The sequence below is a fragment of the Halogranum roseipondis genome (assembly GCF_059695585.1).
Map to the genome: position 1 here is coordinate 3170891 of NZ_CM185235.1, position 15830 is coordinate 3186720.

Annotated in this window: 20 protein-coding genes; 8 read left to right on the forward strand and 12 right to left on the reverse strand. The window is 66.8% G+C overall.

The annotated features are described in order from the left end of the window. Positions 1–20 precede the first annotated feature (20 nt). Both psmB and EOHIBHHM_RS16560 read right to left on the reverse strand, forming a co-directional pair. Entirely contained in the window at positions 21–746 is a 726-nt protein-coding gene (gene psmB, locus EOHIBHHM_RS16555; RefSeq protein ID WP_497252522.1) for an archaeal proteasome endopeptidase complex subunit beta, read from the reverse strand. 154 nt (positions 747–900) lie between these two features. Then, positions 901–1074 carry a hypothetical protein gene (locus EOHIBHHM_RS16560; RefSeq protein ID WP_497252524.1) on the reverse strand — a complete coding sequence of 58 codons (174 nt, stop codon included), beginning with the start codon at positions 1072–1074 and terminating at the stop codon, positions 901–903. 325 nt (positions 1075–1399) lie between these two features. Between EOHIBHHM_RS16560 and EOHIBHHM_RS16565 the strand changes: the two genes are divergently transcribed. From EOHIBHHM_RS16565 to EOHIBHHM_RS16575, 3 genes are all read left to right on the forward strand, one after another. Then, positions 1400–1768, forward strand: a complete 369-nt coding sequence (locus EOHIBHHM_RS16565) for a DUF555 domain-containing protein (RefSeq protein ID WP_497252526.1) — start codon at positions 1400–1402, stop codon at positions 1766–1768. A 51-nt stretch (positions 1769–1819) separates the two neighbouring features. After that, positions 1820–2359 carry a CBS domain-containing protein gene (locus tag EOHIBHHM_RS16570; protein ID WP_497252528.1) on the forward strand — a complete coding sequence of 180 codons (540 nt, stop codon included), beginning with the start codon at positions 1820–1822 and terminating at the stop codon, positions 2357–2359. 65 nt (positions 2360–2424) lie between these two features. After that, a complete protein-coding gene (locus tag EOHIBHHM_RS16575) occupies positions 2425–2844 on the forward strand; it encodes a hypothetical protein (RefSeq protein WP_497252530.1) in 420 nt (139 codons plus the stop codon). Here EOHIBHHM_RS16575 and purM read toward each other — a convergent pair whose 3' ends face one another. Next, complete coding sequence (purM, locus tag EOHIBHHM_RS16580) at positions 2845–3819, reverse strand: phosphoribosylformylglycinamidine cyclo-ligase (protein ID WP_497252532.1); 975 nt, start codon at positions 3817–3819, stop codon at positions 2845–2847. It lies immediately after the preceding gene. A 350-nt stretch (positions 3820–4169) separates the two neighbouring features. On the opposite strand from purM, the gene EOHIBHHM_RS16585 reads away from it, so the two are divergent. Continuing rightward, positions 4170–4409 carry a DUF8028 family protein gene (locus EOHIBHHM_RS16585; protein WP_497252534.1) on the forward strand — a complete coding sequence of 80 codons (240 nt, stop codon included), beginning with the start codon at positions 4170–4172 and terminating at the stop codon, positions 4407–4409. A gap of 19 nt (positions 4410–4428) precedes the next feature. Here the strand turns inward: EOHIBHHM_RS16585 and EOHIBHHM_RS16590 are convergent, their stop codons facing one another. Both EOHIBHHM_RS16590 and EOHIBHHM_RS16595 read right to left on the reverse strand, forming a co-directional pair. Beyond that, on the reverse strand, positions 4429–6036 hold the full coding sequence (locus EOHIBHHM_RS16590) for an acetolactate synthase large subunit (RefSeq protein WP_497252536.1): 1608 nt from the start codon (positions 6034–6036) through the stop codon (positions 4429–4431). Then, a complete protein-coding gene (locus tag EOHIBHHM_RS16595) occupies positions 6033–7418 on the reverse strand; it encodes an NAD-dependent succinate-semialdehyde dehydrogenase (RefSeq protein WP_497252538.1) in 1386 nt (461 codons plus the stop codon). The genes EOHIBHHM_RS16590 and EOHIBHHM_RS16595 overlap by 4 nt, the downstream gene beginning before the upstream one ends. Positions 7419–7831: 413 nt before the next feature. Here EOHIBHHM_RS16595 and EOHIBHHM_RS16600 point away from each other — a divergent pair, with 413 nt between their 5' ends. Beyond that, positions 7832–8083: a hypothetical protein gene (locus tag EOHIBHHM_RS16600; RefSeq protein WP_497252540.1), complete on the forward strand. Its 252-nt coding sequence runs from the start codon at positions 7832–7834 to the stop codon at positions 8081–8083. 179 nt (positions 8084–8262) lie between these two features. On the opposite strand, the gene EOHIBHHM_RS16605 is transcribed toward EOHIBHHM_RS16600, so the two are convergent. Together EOHIBHHM_RS16605 and EOHIBHHM_RS16610 are read right to left on the reverse strand one after the other, a co-directional pair. Further along, positions 8263–8880, reverse strand: coding sequence for a zinc metalloprotease (locus EOHIBHHM_RS16605; RefSeq protein ID WP_497252542.1), 618 nt, complete (start codon positions 8878–8880; stop codon positions 8263–8265). After that, on the reverse strand, positions 8877–10538 hold the full coding sequence (locus EOHIBHHM_RS16610; RefSeq protein ID WP_497252544.1) for a TraB/GumN family protein: 1662 nt from the start codon (positions 10536–10538) through the stop codon (positions 8877–8879). The genes EOHIBHHM_RS16605 and EOHIBHHM_RS16610 overlap by 4 nt, the downstream gene beginning before the upstream one ends. Positions 10539–10718: 180 nt before the next feature. Between EOHIBHHM_RS16610 and EOHIBHHM_RS16615 the strand changes: the two genes are divergently transcribed. Next, on the forward strand, positions 10719–12059 hold the full coding sequence (locus tag EOHIBHHM_RS16615; RefSeq protein WP_497257028.1) for a glycerate kinase type-2 family protein: 1341 nt from the start codon (positions 10719–10721) through the stop codon (positions 12057–12059). On the opposite strand, the gene EOHIBHHM_RS16620 is transcribed toward EOHIBHHM_RS16615, so the two are convergent. Then, positions 12056–12286, reverse strand: a complete 231-nt coding sequence (locus EOHIBHHM_RS16620) for a hypothetical protein (protein ID WP_497252546.1) — start codon at positions 12284–12286, stop codon at positions 12056–12058. The genes EOHIBHHM_RS16615 and EOHIBHHM_RS16620 overlap by 4 nt on opposite strands. Before the next feature lie 125 nt (positions 12287–12411). Here EOHIBHHM_RS16620 and EOHIBHHM_RS16625 point away from each other — a divergent pair, with 125 nt between their 5' ends. Both EOHIBHHM_RS16625 and EOHIBHHM_RS16630 read left to right on the forward strand, forming a co-directional pair. Continuing rightward, on the forward strand, positions 12412–13035 hold the full coding sequence (locus EOHIBHHM_RS16625) for an ArsR/SmtB family transcription factor (RefSeq protein WP_497252548.1): 624 nt from the start codon (positions 12412–12414) through the stop codon (positions 13033–13035). Between the two features lie 82 nt (positions 13036–13117). Further along, positions 13118–13594 carry a bifunctional nuclease family protein gene (locus EOHIBHHM_RS16630; protein WP_497252550.1) on the forward strand — a complete coding sequence of 159 codons (477 nt, stop codon included), beginning with the start codon at positions 13118–13120 and terminating at the stop codon, positions 13592–13594. A 4-nt stretch (positions 13595–13598) separates the two neighbouring features. Here the strand turns inward: EOHIBHHM_RS16630 and EOHIBHHM_RS16635 are convergent, their stop codons facing one another. The 4 genes from EOHIBHHM_RS16635 to EOHIBHHM_RS16650 form a co-directional block, all read right to left on the reverse strand. Next, entirely contained in the window at positions 13599–14048 is a 450-nt protein-coding gene (locus EOHIBHHM_RS16635) for a hypothetical protein (RefSeq protein WP_497252552.1), read from the reverse strand. A gap of 127 nt (positions 14049–14175) precedes the next feature. Continuing rightward, positions 14176–14631 carry an acyl-CoA thioesterase gene (locus EOHIBHHM_RS16640; RefSeq protein WP_497252554.1) on the reverse strand — a complete coding sequence of 152 codons (456 nt, stop codon included), beginning with the start codon at positions 14629–14631 and terminating at the stop codon, positions 14176–14178. Between the two features lie 40 nt (positions 14632–14671). Next, a complete protein-coding gene (locus EOHIBHHM_RS16645; protein WP_497252556.1) occupies positions 14672–15199 on the reverse strand; it encodes a hypothetical protein in 528 nt (175 codons plus the stop codon). 116 nt (positions 15200–15315) lie between these two features. Beyond that, positions 15316–15696, reverse strand: a complete 381-nt coding sequence (locus EOHIBHHM_RS16650; protein WP_497252558.1) for a Rid family detoxifying hydrolase — start codon at positions 15694–15696, stop codon at positions 15316–15318. Positions 15697–15830 lie beyond the last annotated feature (134 nt).

The window sequence follows — 15830 nt, forward strand, 5'->3', positions numbered from 1 at the left end:
AAACGAGTGCTTTCTCTCCGCTAGAGAACTTCCGCGAAGTCCTTGTGACGGGTGACGTCGACGCCTTCGTCGGTGACGACGGCGACGTTGATCCCGTTGCCGGAGGCGAGGTCACGCTCGACGGCGCTCTGGATCGCCTTCGCGGCGACGGTCTTCGCCTCTTCGATGGAGAGTTCCTCGTCGTAGTGCTGCTCGAGCACACCGAGGGCGTACTGACTGCCGGAGCCCGTGACGGTGTAGTCCTCCTCGCTCATCCCGCCGAGTGCGTCCATGCTGTAGACGTGCGGTCCCTCGTCGTCGACGCCGCCCAGGATGGGCTGGACGACGAAGAACGCACCGGACCGCAGGAAGTTCGCGAGCAGCGTCGCGAGCGCGCGCATGCTCATGTCTTTGTCGCGACGGGTCTCGTAGAGACTCGTCTCCGCGCGCAGCGAGCGGATGAGCGACTGGGCGGCCGAGACCGATCCGGCGATGGTGAGCGCGGCCGTCGGGTGGATCTGCTCGACCTTCTGGACGTCCTTCGAGGAGACCATGTAGCCCATGCTGGCGCGCATGTCGGTCGCGAGGACGACGCCCTCGCTGGTCTTGAGGCCGACCGTCGTCGTTCCCGTCTTCATTTCTTCGTCGGGCGACGACTCCGCGCGGCGCTCGGTCTCCGGGAACTCGCCGAGTTCCGGGCCGAACACGTTGGAGTGGTCGCCGTTCAGCGCGTCGAGATTGCTGGAGAAGTCGCCTGGCGTACGCATTAGCCCCCACTTGGCCCGGCGCGCTGATAAATGCCACCCTTCCCTCCCGGCTTGCCCCTGCCGGCACTCCACTTCCGGCCCGAGCGGTTCGTCGACGGAGTCACTGGTGGAACCGAACGACGCAGAACGAGTAGACGGGGGGTGAACGGGGCGATCAGCGAGCGTTCACGTTCTCGTACGCCGTCCCGAGGCGGGCGACGACGCGACCGAGCGGGAGTTCTACCCCCACGCGGCGGGCGAGGAGCGCGACGGGGAACAGGAGGATTCCCAGCGCGACGGTGAGCTGGTACAGTGCGAACAGGGTGATCCGAGACGCCGTTTCGATCATCGACTTACCTGTGGGGGCGACGTCGGCCTATATAAGCTTTCCCGCCCGGTGGACGAGTCTACCCCGCTCCAGTCTTGCGATTCAACTGAAGTTGTCACAGACGAAACTGAACTGGAACTCTTGGAGAGATTCGGAAAATTACTCCGTCGCTGACGGCAGTGATTCTCGTAAGTTACGAGAATAATCGGCTGGTGATGCGCACATCGAACGGCCGGTTTCGGCGTCGAGACGTCCCGTGTGTCGTGGTCTCGTCTCCCAAGGTGACGTCTCTCGCGGTGGCGCGCGAACCACAAAGCACGAAACCCTCCACCCCATCTCTGGGGGTATGAGTAACTATCTCGTCGCGATGGAGGCGGCGTGGCTCGTCCGCGACGTCGACGATATCGACGACGCTATCGGTGTCGCCGTCAGCGAGGCCGGCAAGCGATTGAACCAGAAGAACAAGGAGTACGTCGAGGTGGAGGTCGGCGTCACTGGCTGTCCGGCCTGCGGCGAACCGTTCGACTCGGCGTTCATCGCCGCCGACACGGCGCTCGTCGGGCTGCTGATGGAGATCGAGATCTTCAACGCCGAGAACGAGGAACACGCCTCCCGCATCGCCAAGAGCGAAGTCGGCGGTGCGCTCCGCGACGTCCCGCTGTCGGTCATCGAGATCGTCGAGACCGAGGGCGACGAGGACGACGAACGGAACTGACACGCTCACCGCGTCGAAAGATTTTCTAATAACCCTGGGTTATGAGGTGGTATGGAACTCCCCACGCCGCAAGACCTCAGAGAGCGACGGACGTCGCTCGAACTGACGCAGAGTCAACTGGCCGAGATGGCCGGCGTCTCACAGCCGCTCATCGCCCGTATCGAGGGCGGTGACGTCGATCCGCGACTGTCGACGCTCCGACGCATCGTCAACGCGCTCGACGAGGCGGAGGGGAGCGTCGTCCGCGCCGACGACATCATGCACGAGACCATCGTCAGCGTCGCGCCCGACGAGTCGGTTCGAGAGGCCGAACAGCAGATGGACGACGCCGCGTACTCGCAGCTCCCGGTCATCCAGGCGGGGATCCCGGTCGGGTCGATCAGTCACAGCGACATCATCCGCGCGGGCGACGACGTCGGCACCCTCCCGGTCAGCGAGATCATGAGCGAGTCGTTCCCGTCGGTGTCGCCCGACGCGACCGTCGACGAAGTGCGGAACTTGCTGGACCACTACAAGGCCGTGATGGTGACGGAGGCCGGCGAGGCGGTCGGCATCATCACCGAAGCCGACATCGCTCGACAGCTCTCCTGACTGTCCTCTCGTTCGTTTTTGCACCGAGCGAAAGGCGGATATCGGACGGCTGTCAACGACTGACAATGAGCCGCCTGTCGTCTACTACCCGGTCTGCGATCACGCTCCTCGCGTCGGCGCTGGTCGCTACGGGGTCGCTGTCTCCCTGGCTCGCGTCGGGCGGCTGGTTGATGGCTCTCCCCGGCCTCCGAACGGGGCTCGACACCTGGGGGGCGCTGTTGCTCCCCGCCGTTCTCGTCGTCGGTGCGCTCCACGGGTTCGCCTCGCGGGTCGTCTCCGAGACCGCGACCCTCGTCGTCGGCGCGCTGTCGCTCGTCGCCGTGACTATCTACTGGCAGAACACGGCCGTCGACGGCTACGTTCCGGCCGTCGGCTGGTATCTCACCGCCGTCGGCGGAGTTCTCCTCGTCGCTGTCGGCGTCGAACGCCTCTGGTCGCGGTTCGGCTACCGCCGCTCCGGCACCGACGACCCCCGGTCGGTCTGACTACAGACTCAGTCCGCGGATCGACACGCCCTCGCCCTCCTCGACGTGGCCGACGACGCGGCCGTCGGTCGCGTCGGCGAGCGCCTCGGCGTCGGCGGGAGCGAGCGCCGCCACGAAACCGGTCCCCATGTTGAACGTCCGGTGCATCTCCTCGTCGGAGACGTTGCCCTCCGACTGAATGAACTCGAAGACCGACTGCGGCTCGAAGGCGTCGTCGATCTCGTAGCGGTAGTCGCCCATCCGTTCGAGGTTCGTCCACCCGCCGCCGGTGACGTGAGCGGCGGCGTGGACCCCGTGTTCGCGCATCGGATCGAGCAGATGCGTGTAGATCTTCGTCGGCTCTAAGAGCGCCTCGCCGACCGTCTCGTAGTCGTCGAACGGGTACTCGTCGGTGTACTCGTGGCTCCGGGTGGCTGCCTTGCGGGCGAGCGTCAGCCCGTTCGAGTGGACGCCGGAGGAGCGGAAGCCGACGAGCGCGTCGCCGGGTTCGGCCTCGGCGGGAAAGATGGCGTCTTTCGCGGCCAGTCCGGCGACGGTGCCAGCGAGGTCTAACCCCTTCACGACCTCGGGCATCACCGCCGTCTCGCCGCCGACGAGTTCGATGTCGGCCTCCGCAGCGCCGGCGGCGAGTCCCGTCCCGACCTGCTCGGCGAACGCCTCGTTCGGCGTGTCGACGGCGAGATAGTCGACGAACGCGACCGGGCGGACTCCTGCCGCCACGAGGTCGTTGACGTTCATCGCGATGCAGTCGATGCCGACCGTCGAGTAGTCGCCGAGCGCCTCGGCGACGAGCAGTTTCGTCCCGACGCCGTCGGTCGCGAGTGCGAGATACCGGTCCCCGATGTCCAACAGCCCCGCGTAGTCGCCCTCGCTCTCGCCGACCGCGCCGACGAGCGCCGCCGTGGCCGCCTCGCTGGCCTCGATGTCGACTCCCGACTCCGCGTACGTGAGTTCCGCTTCGGCGTCCTCGCTCATGTGCGAACCCGCGTAATGGGGGGAGAAAAGCCCACCGTTCGCCGACCCGTCCAGTTGGGTGGATACTAACTCGCGACCGACTGCGTGAGTGGCAATGTATAACACGGCCCTAACGAACCGTAGTGACCCACTACCAACCGCCTAAACGCCCGGTTTCGCGGTTCGTGACGGCTTAGCAACATCCTTGCAGCGTGGTTCTCTGTCGAACGAAAAAGACGACCAGAGAACGTATTATATCGACTCTTGGGCCCTCTAAGCCGGTAGTAGGCTGTCTCAGAAGTGGTGAACTCGTGTGAACAGTCTCTTCGTTATATGAGTCTCTCAGACTTCTCAGAATGTAGGTGCTCCAGATGTCAGGCGCGTCAACCACAGCCAACGACCACTCCTCGCTCGATGCGGGGTCTACTGCCCTCCAAATGGCGCTGGGTCCGATCAGGTTCGTCGGGTTCTGGGCCGCAATCGCCCTCCCGTTCCTGTACGTGCCCCTCCTGTTCGACGGCATCGACGGTAGCCGAGCGATCGTCTTCCTCGGCCTGCTCGTCGCGAACGTCGTCGCACTCCGCGTCGGGCACGACTACCGTCGAGCGTAGCGTCGACCGCTCTCCACGACTACTCCGTTGGAGTACCGTCGCTCGACGGCTCCCCGTCGAGCGGAACTTCGACGAGCGTCAACTCGTCGGACGGCACCGCCGCCGCGAGCACCGACGACAGTTCCTCCCACGTCTCGACGCGGTGAGCCGTCATGCCGAAACTCTCCGCGAACCCGACGAACTCCGGGTTCGACAGCCGGGTCCCGAACGACTCGCCGGTGTGGGACTCCTGTTTCTCCGAGATGAGTCCGTAGTCGTCGTCGACGAACAGCAGGACGGTGAAGCCGAGTCCGAGCCGCGCCGCGGTCTCCAACTCTGCGGCGTTCATCAGGAAGCCGCCGTCGCCCGTCGCGACGACGACGTTCGAGTCGACGGCGAGGTCGGCAGCGACGCCACCTGGGACGGCGATACCCATGCTCGCCAGGCCGTTAGACACGATGCAGGTGTTCGGTTCGTAGACGGGGAACCCCTTGGCGATCGCCATCTTGTGACTGCCGACGTCCGAGAGCAGCACGTCCTCGTCGGCCATCGCCTCTCGGAGATACGGGAGTACGCCGGCGACCGTCGTCGGGTCGTTCGCGTCGGGTTTCGTCAGCGCGTGGTCCAGCACCGTCTCGTGGACGTCGGTACACCACGTCTCTCTCGTCCGGTCGACCGACTCGGTGAGTCGTTCTAGCCCGCGGGAGAGGTCGGCGACGATCTCCACCTCGGGGTTGTAGTGTTCGTACACCTCCGCGGGTTCGTGGTCGAGATGCAGCACCGTCGTCTCCTTGTTCGGGTTCCACCCCTCGGGGTCGTGTTCGGCGATGTCGTAGCCCACCGCGAGCACGCAGTCGGCGCGCTCGACGACGTCCGCGGCCTCGCCGTCGGGCCCGGAGTCGAGCGTCATCAGCGACTGCGCCCGTCTGTCGGAGATGGCTCCCTTCCCCATGTAGGTCGCGACGACCGGCAGTCCGGTCGACTCGACGAACTCGCGGAGACACGCCGAGGCGTCCGCTCGTACGGCTCCGTTACCGGCGAGCACGACGGGTCTGTCGGCGTCGGTGAGGTGGCGGGCCGCTCGCTCTACCGACTGGTGGTCGGGGTCCGGTCGACGGACGGGGTCGCGTGCGGGGAGCGGTTCGTCGTCGACCGCCTCGGCGGCGACGTCTTCGGGAATCTCCAGATGCGTCGCGCCGGGTTTCTCGTACTCGGCGAGTTTGAACGCCTTGCGGACCGACTCGTTGACGACGGCCACGTCGTCGAGTTGGGTGTTCCACTTCACCACTGACTCGAAGACGTCGACGACGTCGAGCGCCTGGTGGCTCTCCTTGTGGAGTCGCTCCCGACTCCCCTGGCCCGTGACGGCGACGAGCGGCGACTTGTCGAGGTGGGCGTCGGCGACGCCCGTCAGCAGGTTCGTCGCGCCCGGGCCGAGCGTCGCCAGACAGACGCCTGCATCGCCCGTCAGCCGTCCGTGGACGTCGGCCATGAACGCCGCCCCCTGCTCGTGGCGGACGGGGACGAACTCGATCGACGAGTCCCGGAGCGCGAACAGCACGTCCTCCAACTCCTCGCCGGGGAGGCCGAACACGTGGTCGACGCCCTCGGCCTCCAGACAGGTAACGAGGAGCTCCGCGCCGTTCATTCGACCTCACCGCTCAGGCCGTGTTGGATCCAGACGGTCTTCCGGTTGACGAACTCACGGATCCCCTCCGCCGCCAGTTCACGGCCGTAGCCGGAGTTCTTGACGCCGCCGAACGGCACGCGCGGGTCGGACTTGACGACCTCGTTGACGAAACAACAGCCCGCCTCGAACCCGCGGGCGAACCGCTCGCCGCGTTCGAGGTCGCTCGTCCAGACGCTCGCGCCGAGGCCGAAGGAGGTGTCGTTGGCGAGTCGCAGCGCCTCCTCTTCGCTCTCGACCTCGAAGACGGCCGCCGCGGGACCGAACGTCTCCTCGGTCGCCGCCGGGGAGTCTTCGGGGACGTCGACGAGGACGGTCGGCGGGTAGAACGCACCCTCGCGGTCCATCGGTTCGCCGCCGAGTCGACAGTCCGCTCCGGCGTCGACGGTGTCCTGTACCTGCTCGTGGAGGTCCTCAAGCAGGTCCTCGCGGGCCTGTGGGCCGACCTCCGTCTCCTCGTCGCTGGGGTCGCCGACGGTCCACGACTCCATCTCCTCGACGAACCGCTCGACGAACTTGTCGTAGACGTCCGTGTGGACGATGAACCGCTTGGCGGCGATACAGGACTGTCCGGAGTTCTGGAGCCGTCCCTGTGCGGCCTTCTCGACCGTCTCCTCCAGATGCGCGTCGTCGAGGACGACGAACGGGTCGCTCCCGCCGAGTTCGAGGACGGTCTTCTTCAGGTTCCCGCCGGCGCGCTCCGCGACGGCACGCCCCGCGGGTTCGCTACCAGTCAGCGTCACGGCTTTCACGCGCTCGTCGTCGATGACGTCGTTCATCTCGTCGGACCCGGCCAGAAGCGACGTGAACGCTCCCTCGGGGAACCCCGCTTTCTCGAAGACCTCCTCGATCGCCTTCGCACAGCCCGGCACGTTCGAGGCGTGTTTGAGCAGGCCGACGTTGCCGGCACAGAGGTTGGGGGCGGCGAAGCGGAACACCTGCCAGAAGGGGAAGTTCCACGGCATCACCGCCAACACCGGCCCCAGTGGCTCGTAGCTCACGAACGCGTGAGCGTCGGACTCCGCGCCGAGGACCTCGTCCTGTAGGTGCTCCTCGGCCGTCTCGGCGTAGTACTCGCAGACCCACGCACACTTCTCGATCTCCGAGCGGGCCTGCTCGATCGGTTTGCCCATCTCTTCGGTCATCAGGGAGGCGTACTGCTCCTCGTTCTCGCGGAGCACGTCGGCGGCGTTCGCCATCAGCGTCCGCCGGTGTGCGAAGGAGGTCTCACGCCACTCCGCGAACGTCTCGGTGGCGCGGTCGAGCGCGTCGTCGATCTCGCTCTCGGTGTACTCCTCGTACGAGTCGATCCGCTCGCCGGTCGCCGGATTGATGGACTCCATCTCGGTACGGTTGTCGCGCCCATCGCACAAATGCGTACTCGCCGTTCTCGGACGGACTCACTGACGGCCGGACCGGCTCTCGAGGCGACCGTTCGTTTCACTCTGCCAGACCACTCGGATTTTCACAAAAATATTGATATATCAATGTATCTATTTCTAGTCGCCTGCATCTGTATGCGGGCGATCGCCGGAGTGCCACACTCGGGTGTGGGCCGACTCGAAACGCCTATCCCGAGTTCTCGTTCGGTTGCGGGTCGAACGGCCCCTCTCCACCACCGGGACGGAGAGGGGCCAGTCGACGTGTCGGACGGTCTCTAAAAACGATATATCATATTTTCATCGACAGTTCAATTTGTGTAATATTCAAATATAGTGACAACTCTTATTCGGGTGGAGAACCCTTGTTGTCTCCCATGGGAGAAGGGACCGTCTATCGAGGCAGTGACGGCTGTTACTACGGCGACGTAGACATCTGGGAACGGTTCGAGTCGGGGTCGTGGACACCCTGCTTCTGGGATACGGAGTCCGGCATCGAGTGGGTGGAGACGGAAGACGAGGAGCTGTTGAGTCTCGTCCCGCTCTCGGAGCGCCCCTCGTCGGACCCGTCCGTCGAGCAGATCTGCGGGGGTCTCCGCGTCGTCTCCAACCGACCGGAGAGCCGATAGCGACCGCCGCTCTCATAGGGATTATCGTAGGGGTTCAGAGATCCCTCGTCCGGGGATCGATTCACATGAGTCGTGAGGCTAAACGGAGGGCAGCGGTTGGCTACGATACTCCCTATCAGTGGGGAGCGTCTCCGACACCGACTCGACAGCTTTTCCGAAGCGAACAGTAGTGAGGAGCGTCAGAACCCGATTCTGAGCACGAAGACGACGAAGAACGCGAGCGCCGCGCTGACGACGAAGCTCACGAACCACACCAGCTTGCTCCAGCCGACGACCGTCTTCCCGTCGAGGCCGCCGAACGGAATGAGGTTGAACGCGGCCAAGAAGAGGTTGATGGCGAGCCCCTTCGCGCCGATCTCGGTGATCAGGTCGGAACCGGCCGAGACGCCGAACACGAGCAGCGGGACGGAGACGCCCGCCAACAGCAGGTTCATCACCGGCCCGGCGAAGGCGATGAGCCCGTGTTCCCGTTCGGTCAGGTAGCCGCGGTGGTGGACCGCACCGGGGGCGGCGAACAGGAAGCCGACGACGGCGCTCATGACGGCGACGAACAGCATGCTGTAGTCGGCGCGGAACTCCGCGACCTGGTCGAAGCGGACCGCGACCACCTTGTGGGCCAGTTCGTGAAGCAGGAAGCCGACCCCAGCAGTTAGGAGACTGACGACGAGGGGGTAGACGACACCCGACTGGAGAAAGCCCGTCGCGCCGCGTTCGAAGAAGATGGCGAAGGCGAGACCCAGCGCCAGCCACGCGACGACGAGGTCGCCCATCTCGCGGGCGCTGAAACTCAGGTTCACGTCAGCCCCCCCACGATGAGGTCGAAGCTCCGCGTCGCACCCTGTACCATCAGGCGTGTGACACCGTCGACGCCCCCGAGTTCGGCTCCGAACAGCGGCAGGATGTACGTCGCAAAGAGGATGCTGGCGACGAGACTGCCGATGTTGGTCATCGCGACGACCATGATGAGTTTGAAGAGCGGGACGTCGAACATATCACTGACGATGTCGCGGATGGGTCGCTGTTCGTCGGCGAGCAGTTCGTTCAGCGTCGCGATGTCGGTGACGTTGACGTTCGTGTGTCGCAGTTCCATGTAGCCGGTGAACCACCCCGGCGCGAGCAGGGGGTTGACCGACGTCATCCAGGCGACGCCGCCGCCGACGGCGGCCGACGACCAGCGCGCCCCGGCCAGTTTGGCGAGCCCGGCCGCGAAGACGCCGTTGACGACGAACCAGGCGGCGAACAGTCGCAGGAGGAACTCGTTTCGGACCCCCGCCATCGCCAGGAGGACGAAGAAGGCGAGGAAACCGACGGACATGGCCGCGCCGAACAGTTTGAACCACGGGACGCCGCTGCTCTCGGCTTCCCCGACGAGCGACTCCATCGGCGGGAGCGTCTCGGGGTTCGCGAGGTAGCGTTCGATCCCCTCGCGGTGGCCCGCGCCGACGACGGCGACGACGTTCCGACCCTGCGACCGCAGCGCGACGAGCTGGTGGGCGATGTAGGCGTCGCGCTCGTCGATGAGCGCCTCGGCCCCGCCGGGGCTGAACTCGCGGAACTCCTCCATCATCACGGTGACGACGTCTTTGTCGGTCAGCTCGGACATGTCGAGCTCCTCGTAGTCGTCCTCGACGTCGAGCCCCGTCACGGCGAAGACGCTCCCGGCGACGACGCCGACCAGCGCGCCGACGAACAGCCCGAGCGCCATGCTGCCGACGGCCTGTGCCACGAACCCGCCGACGAGACCGCTGCCGACGCCGAGCGTCGCACTCACCATCGCGACGGTGATGCCGCCGCCGACGGCGAGCAGGAGGCTGTCGTCACCGTCGAGAAACAGGTCGCCGACGAAACTCAGCGCGAGTCCGACACCGGCGCCGAGGACGGCTCCGCCGGCGACCCGCGCGAGCAGCGCGTCGGTGACGCCGAACGCCCCGCCGAACAGGCCGATGACGGGGCCGACGACGATGCCGACCATCAGGCCGAACAGCAGTCCCACGACGCGACTGTCGGTGACGCCGAAGGCGAGTCCGCCGACCATCCGCAACTTCTCGACGAACCCCATCCGTCGCCAGAAGCGCTGGATGGTCGTCTGGATGTCCCGGTCGACGAGCGCGACGTCGAGGCCGTACTCCTCGGCCGTCTCGACGGCGGCCAGCATGTCGGCCCCGGGTTGGATGTCGAACTTCTCGCCCATCCGCGCCTGCACGTAGGAGAGCATCCAGTACGCGATGAACTGGAAGACGGTGTTGCCTCGCAGCAGATCGCCCGCGTCGAGGTCGTCGGGCGTCTCGCCCTGCAGCTGGCGGTATCGCCCCTCGTCGAGTTCGACGGCGACGACGTCGGGACGCTCCGCCTCGATGGTCTCTTCGACCTCGCGGACGCTGTCCGCCGAGACGTGCGCCGTCCCGACCACGCGCACGTTCCCCTCTTGCGGGGCAGACTCCGCACGGTTACTCATTGACGAGTCGCTACATTCCCCCGGGGTTTACCGTTGTCGGACTGGCGAACAGAACTCGAAACGAGCGACGCCCGCTCGCACTCTCCCGAAGCAGACGTCGGACGAGCGGCGCCCGCTCGCAATCTCCACCGGAGCGGGTGCGTTTTTCCCGGTCGACCGTGACCCACCGGTATGACCGAGATCGAGGACGCCGACGCGCTGGCGAAGACGTCGGCCCACGAGACCGCGCTCGCCTGCATCGAGGCGGGCATCGACGCCGCACACCCCGAACAGGTCGTCCGCGACTCCGTCTCGCTCGACGGCGACACGCTCACGATTCGGGACGCCACGTACGACCTCGTGGACTACGACCGCGTCCTCGTCGTCGGCGGCGGCAAGGCCGGCGGCGGCGTCACGACGGCGCTCGAGTCGGTGCTCGGCGACCGCATCACCGACGGCGTCGTCGTCACGCGCGACCCCGAGGAGACCGAGCACGTCGACGTCGTCGTCGGCTCGCACCCCGTCCCGGACGAGGCGGGCGTCGAGGGTGCGCGACGCGTCCTCGATCTCCTGACCGACGCCGACGAGCGGACGCTCGTGTTAGGCGTCGTCACCGGCGGTGCGAGCGCGTTGCTCGCCGCGCCCGTGGAGGGCGTCTCGCTGGACGACCTCCAGCGGACGACGACCGACCTCCTGGAGTCGGGGGCGGAGATCGACGAGATCAACGCGGTCAGGAAACATCTCTCGGCGGTCAAGGGCGGCCAGTTGGCCCGCGCAGCGTCGCCGGCGACGGTGGTCGGGCTCGTGCTCAGCGACGTCGTCGGCAACGACCTGAGCGTCATCGCCAGCGGGCCGACCGCTCCCGACGACTCGACGTTCGCGGAGGCGCTGGCAGTGTTCGAAAGATATGGAATCGACGCCCCCGAGTCGGTCCGCCAGCGACTCGAAGCGGGCGTCGCGGGCGACGTCCCGGAGACGCCCCGCGCCGACGACCCGGTGTTCGAGCGCGTGACGAACCACGTGCTCGCCGACGGGTTCACCGCGCTCGATGCGGCCCGGTCGGTGGCGCGAGACCGCGGCTACGAGACCTGCATTCTCTCCTCGCGAATTCGCGGCGAGGCCCGCGAGGCGGCCAAGAGCCACGTCGCCGTCGGCGAGGAGATGCGAGCGACCGGCAACCCCGTCTCGACGCCCGCCGTCGTGCTCGCCGGTGGCGAGACGACCGTCACCGTCCGCGGCGACGGCCGCGGCGGGCCGAACCAGGAGTTCGCGCTCGCGGCGGCGCTGGAACTCGGTGGTTCGGGGACGGTGCTCGGGGCGGTCGACACCGACGGACGCGACGGTGGCGTCGACGTCGCGGGCGCGCTCGTCGACGGCGAGACCGTCTCGGACACGGACGCCGTCGCGGCGCGCGAGGCGCTCGCCGACAACGACGCCTTCCCGTATCTCGAGGAGCGAGACGCCGTCGTCCGGACGGGGCCGACGGGGACGAACGTCAACGACCTACGGCTGCTGGTCGTCGACGAGGAGCCTGAGAACTAGTCGTCCGCGAGTGCGACGTCGTCGCCGAACTGGGGGTCCGCGAGCCGCTTCGTCGCCACGATCTCTCGGAGGACGACCGGCGGGACCGAGACGAGCGCGACCGACGCGAGCAGTCCGCCGCCGAGGGGGACGGCGGGGTCCGTGACCGAACTGAGCGCGACGAGCAGTCCCGAACAGACGTAGGTCGCGGCGACGAGCAGTTCGCCGCGTCCGAGTTCGTCGAACACAGGCGTACCAACGAACTGCCGGTGAAAAACCTCTCGAACCCGGACGCCTCGACGGGGCGCAGAGATATCACCAGAGAATCACGTCGAGCAACAGGTTTGTCTCCCCCTGCGCTGTATGGGGGCGTATGGCGAAGCTGTTGCCCTCCAGTCCCGACACGTCGGCGGTCGAGGCGTCCGAACCGCGGGTGATCGGCGTCGACAGCGAGGACGCCGACGAGATGCTGTCGGCGCTCTCCTCGTCGACGGCGCGAAAGCTCCTCTCGGCGCTCCACGAGGACCCCGACTCGCCGTCCTCGCTCGCCGATCGACTCGACACCTCGCTGCAGAACGTCCAGTACCACCTGGGGAAACTCGAAGCCGCGGAGCTCGTCACCGTCGCCGACACCGTCTACTCCGAGAAGGGACGCGAGATGAAGGTGTACGCCCCCTCGAACCGCCCGCTCGTCGTCTTCGCGGGCCGCGAGGAGGACTCGACCGGTCTCAAGGCGGCGCTGAAACGCCTGCTCGGCGGACTCGGCATCCTCGGATTCGGCAGTCTGATCGTCCAGTACCTGCTCACCGACGGCCCGTGGTTCGGCCTCGCGTCGACCGGGAGCGGCGACGCGGCGACCACGGAGAGCGTCCAGGTGGCCGCCGACACCGCCGCGACGACGTCGGCGGCGGTCGCGCTCCCACCGGGGCTGGTCTTCTTCCTCGGCGGAGCGCTGATGCTCTGTCTGGCGTTCGCCGTCTGGTACGTCCGACGGTGAGGTGCGGTTACGCGGAGGCGACACCACGCCCGTCGACGGGGTCGGGGCTAGCTATTCATACCCGCGAGACGAACACGGTAGCATGGACCACACTGCCGAAGTGGAGGGCATCGCCGTCGGAATCGGTCCGGACGGGGCGAACGTTCCGGCGGTGGTGCTGTCGGCACGCGGCGAGTACCTCCCCATCTTCGTCACCGGCGATCAGGCACAGGCGATCCAACTCGGCCTCTCCGGCGAGGCGTTCGAGCGACCCCTCACGCACGACCTCCTCGTCGAGATGGTGACCGAGTTCGGCGGCGCGATCGACGGCGTCAGAATCGACGACCTCGCGGACAACACGTTCTACGCGAAGATCGACGCCGAACGGTACGAGAGCGGCCAGGCGCGCCAGTTCGTCTTCGACGCCCGCCCGAGCGACGCCGTCGCGCTCGCCGTCCGCGTCGACTGCCCGATCGCGGTCTCCGACGAGATTCTCGACAGCGCGGGCCGTCCGCCGTCGGCAGTCGACCTCGGCGGTGGCAGGAGAGCGGACGAAGAGCCGGACGAGTGGGACGTCTGACGGTTCAGCCGTCGTCGAACCCGGCGGCGAGATACTCTTCTGCGGTCAGGATGCGTTGCTCCGGCGTCGTCTCCAACCCGAGTTCGCGGTCGAGTCGGGAGAGTCCGGTCGCGATGGCGACGCTGAGCGCCGCCGCGCCGACGGCGAGTGTCGCACCCGAGACGACGGTGAGTCCCTCGACGACCGGTAGTCCGTAACTCACGAGCGCGACGCCTGCGCCGACGACGGCGACGCCGAGCAGTCGTCTCAACAGCCGACGGGCGGCCTCGTAGGAGAGAAAACAGGCACTGACGAACGTGACGCCACTGCTGAGGATGCCGACGTTGAGATACATCGTCGAGACGGCGTCGAGACTCGGATACTGGCTCACACCGAGAACGGCGGCGAGGAGCAGTCCGGCGACGCCTGCACCGATTCCAACGTACTGTCGAAGCTGTCGCGACTCGTGGCTCATGCAGTCTGTACGTGACGCGGTAACGGCTACCGATACAAGACGATAGCGGTCGCAGAATCGTCTCTCGTGGGTGACTGTCGGGGTTCTGGACTCGTTCGACGCTGTCCGGCCCCTGACGCTCCCGCACTCACTTTCCGTTGTAGAGCTCTTCGGCGTCCGCCTGGGCCTCCCGCTGGAGCTCCGCACCCTCGTCGGTACTGACGGTGAGTTCGGGGACGGGCGTCGGTTCGAGTTCGTCGTCGATGGCGACGTAGACGAAGTGCGACTCGGTCGTCAGTTCGCGCTCGCCGGTCTGGGGGTCCTCCCGGTAGGCTTTGATCCGGACGCGGACGCTCGTCCGCCCCGTCTCGTAGGCGTAGGCCTGAATCAGCGCCGTGTCGCCGCGGGGGACTGGTTGGACGAAGTTCACCTCTTCCATCCGCGCAGTGACGCAGGTCATCTCCGCACACCGCATCGCCGAGAGCGCGCCGACGACGTCCATCCACTTCAGCACGTTCCCCCCGTGAGCGACGTCGTAGTTGTTGGTGTGGTTCGGCTGGACGAGATGACGGTTCTCGATGTAGGTGTCCATCAGATCACTCATTGTACGGCGGTTCTCCGCCGGCGGGGATGAGCGTGTTGGGTTACGGCGGGAGATCGACACCCTCACGCGAGTCGGTCTCCGGACGCTCCTCGTCGCTCTCTCGATCCGTGGGTGGGGTGACAGCGTCGGCGACGTGGACCGTCACCTCCACCAGCGTCTCCTTGCGGAACGAGGAGGCCGGACTGTCGTCGACGTCGGCGGCGTCGGCGACGTACCGACGCAGTTCGCGTGCGGTGAGTCGCTCCGCCTCCTGCGCCTGCAGGCCGAGCACTCGCCCGATCCGGCGGAGCCGGTCGACGCGAAGCGTGGTCGCTGCTCCCCCCGCGACCGACTCGGACGGGGTCTCCGGTTCGACGGCGTCGACCAGTCGCGACCGGACCGTCGCAGACGTCTCGAACCCGAGGAGGAGTCGCGCTCGTCTGTAGATCGCTAGAGGGAGCGTCTCCTCCGGCGACGACCGTTCGAGTCGACAGACGGGACAGAGCGCCGGCTCCCGACCGTCGGCTCCGCCCGACAGCGGCCCGTCCGTCTCGGCGCAGTCGAGTCGACACCGTTGACAACGAACCATCAGCAGCGTCTACGCACGGGACACACTTGTCGGTGTAGGTGCAGAGCGAAAGGTGGTTTTCAACGCCCTCCCGTCGGGTGCCGTCACAGCGTCATCGGGTCGTCGCCGATACCCTCTCAGCCGAGCGCGGCGACGACTTCGATCTCGACGGCCGCCCCCTTCGGGACCTCGCCGACCTCGACCGCGCTCCGCGCGGGCGGCGACTCCGAGAAGAACTCGGCGTACGTGTCGTTCATCTCCTCGAAGTCGTCGACGTCGTCGAGGAAGACGGACACCTTCAGCACGTCCGTCATCTCCGCACCCTCGGCCGCGAGGATGGCCTCGACGTTCTCGAGACAGCGCTCGGTCTGGACCGCCACCGACTCGTCGTCGAGCAGGTCGCCGTCCGGCGTCAACGGCAACTGCCCGGCGGTGAACAGCAGCGAGTCGGTCGTGGTCGCCTGACTGTACGCGCCGACTGCGGCGGGTGCGTCGTCGGTCTCGACGATTCCTGGCATACTCCGAACGTGCACACGGCCACGGGTAAGCGTGCGTCTGTATCAGTCAACCCCTCTTTGAACGCCGACGGTCGCCGCCGGCACCCGCTTCGGTCGCCCGTCAAAAACACCCTCAGTGAAACACCCGGAACGGT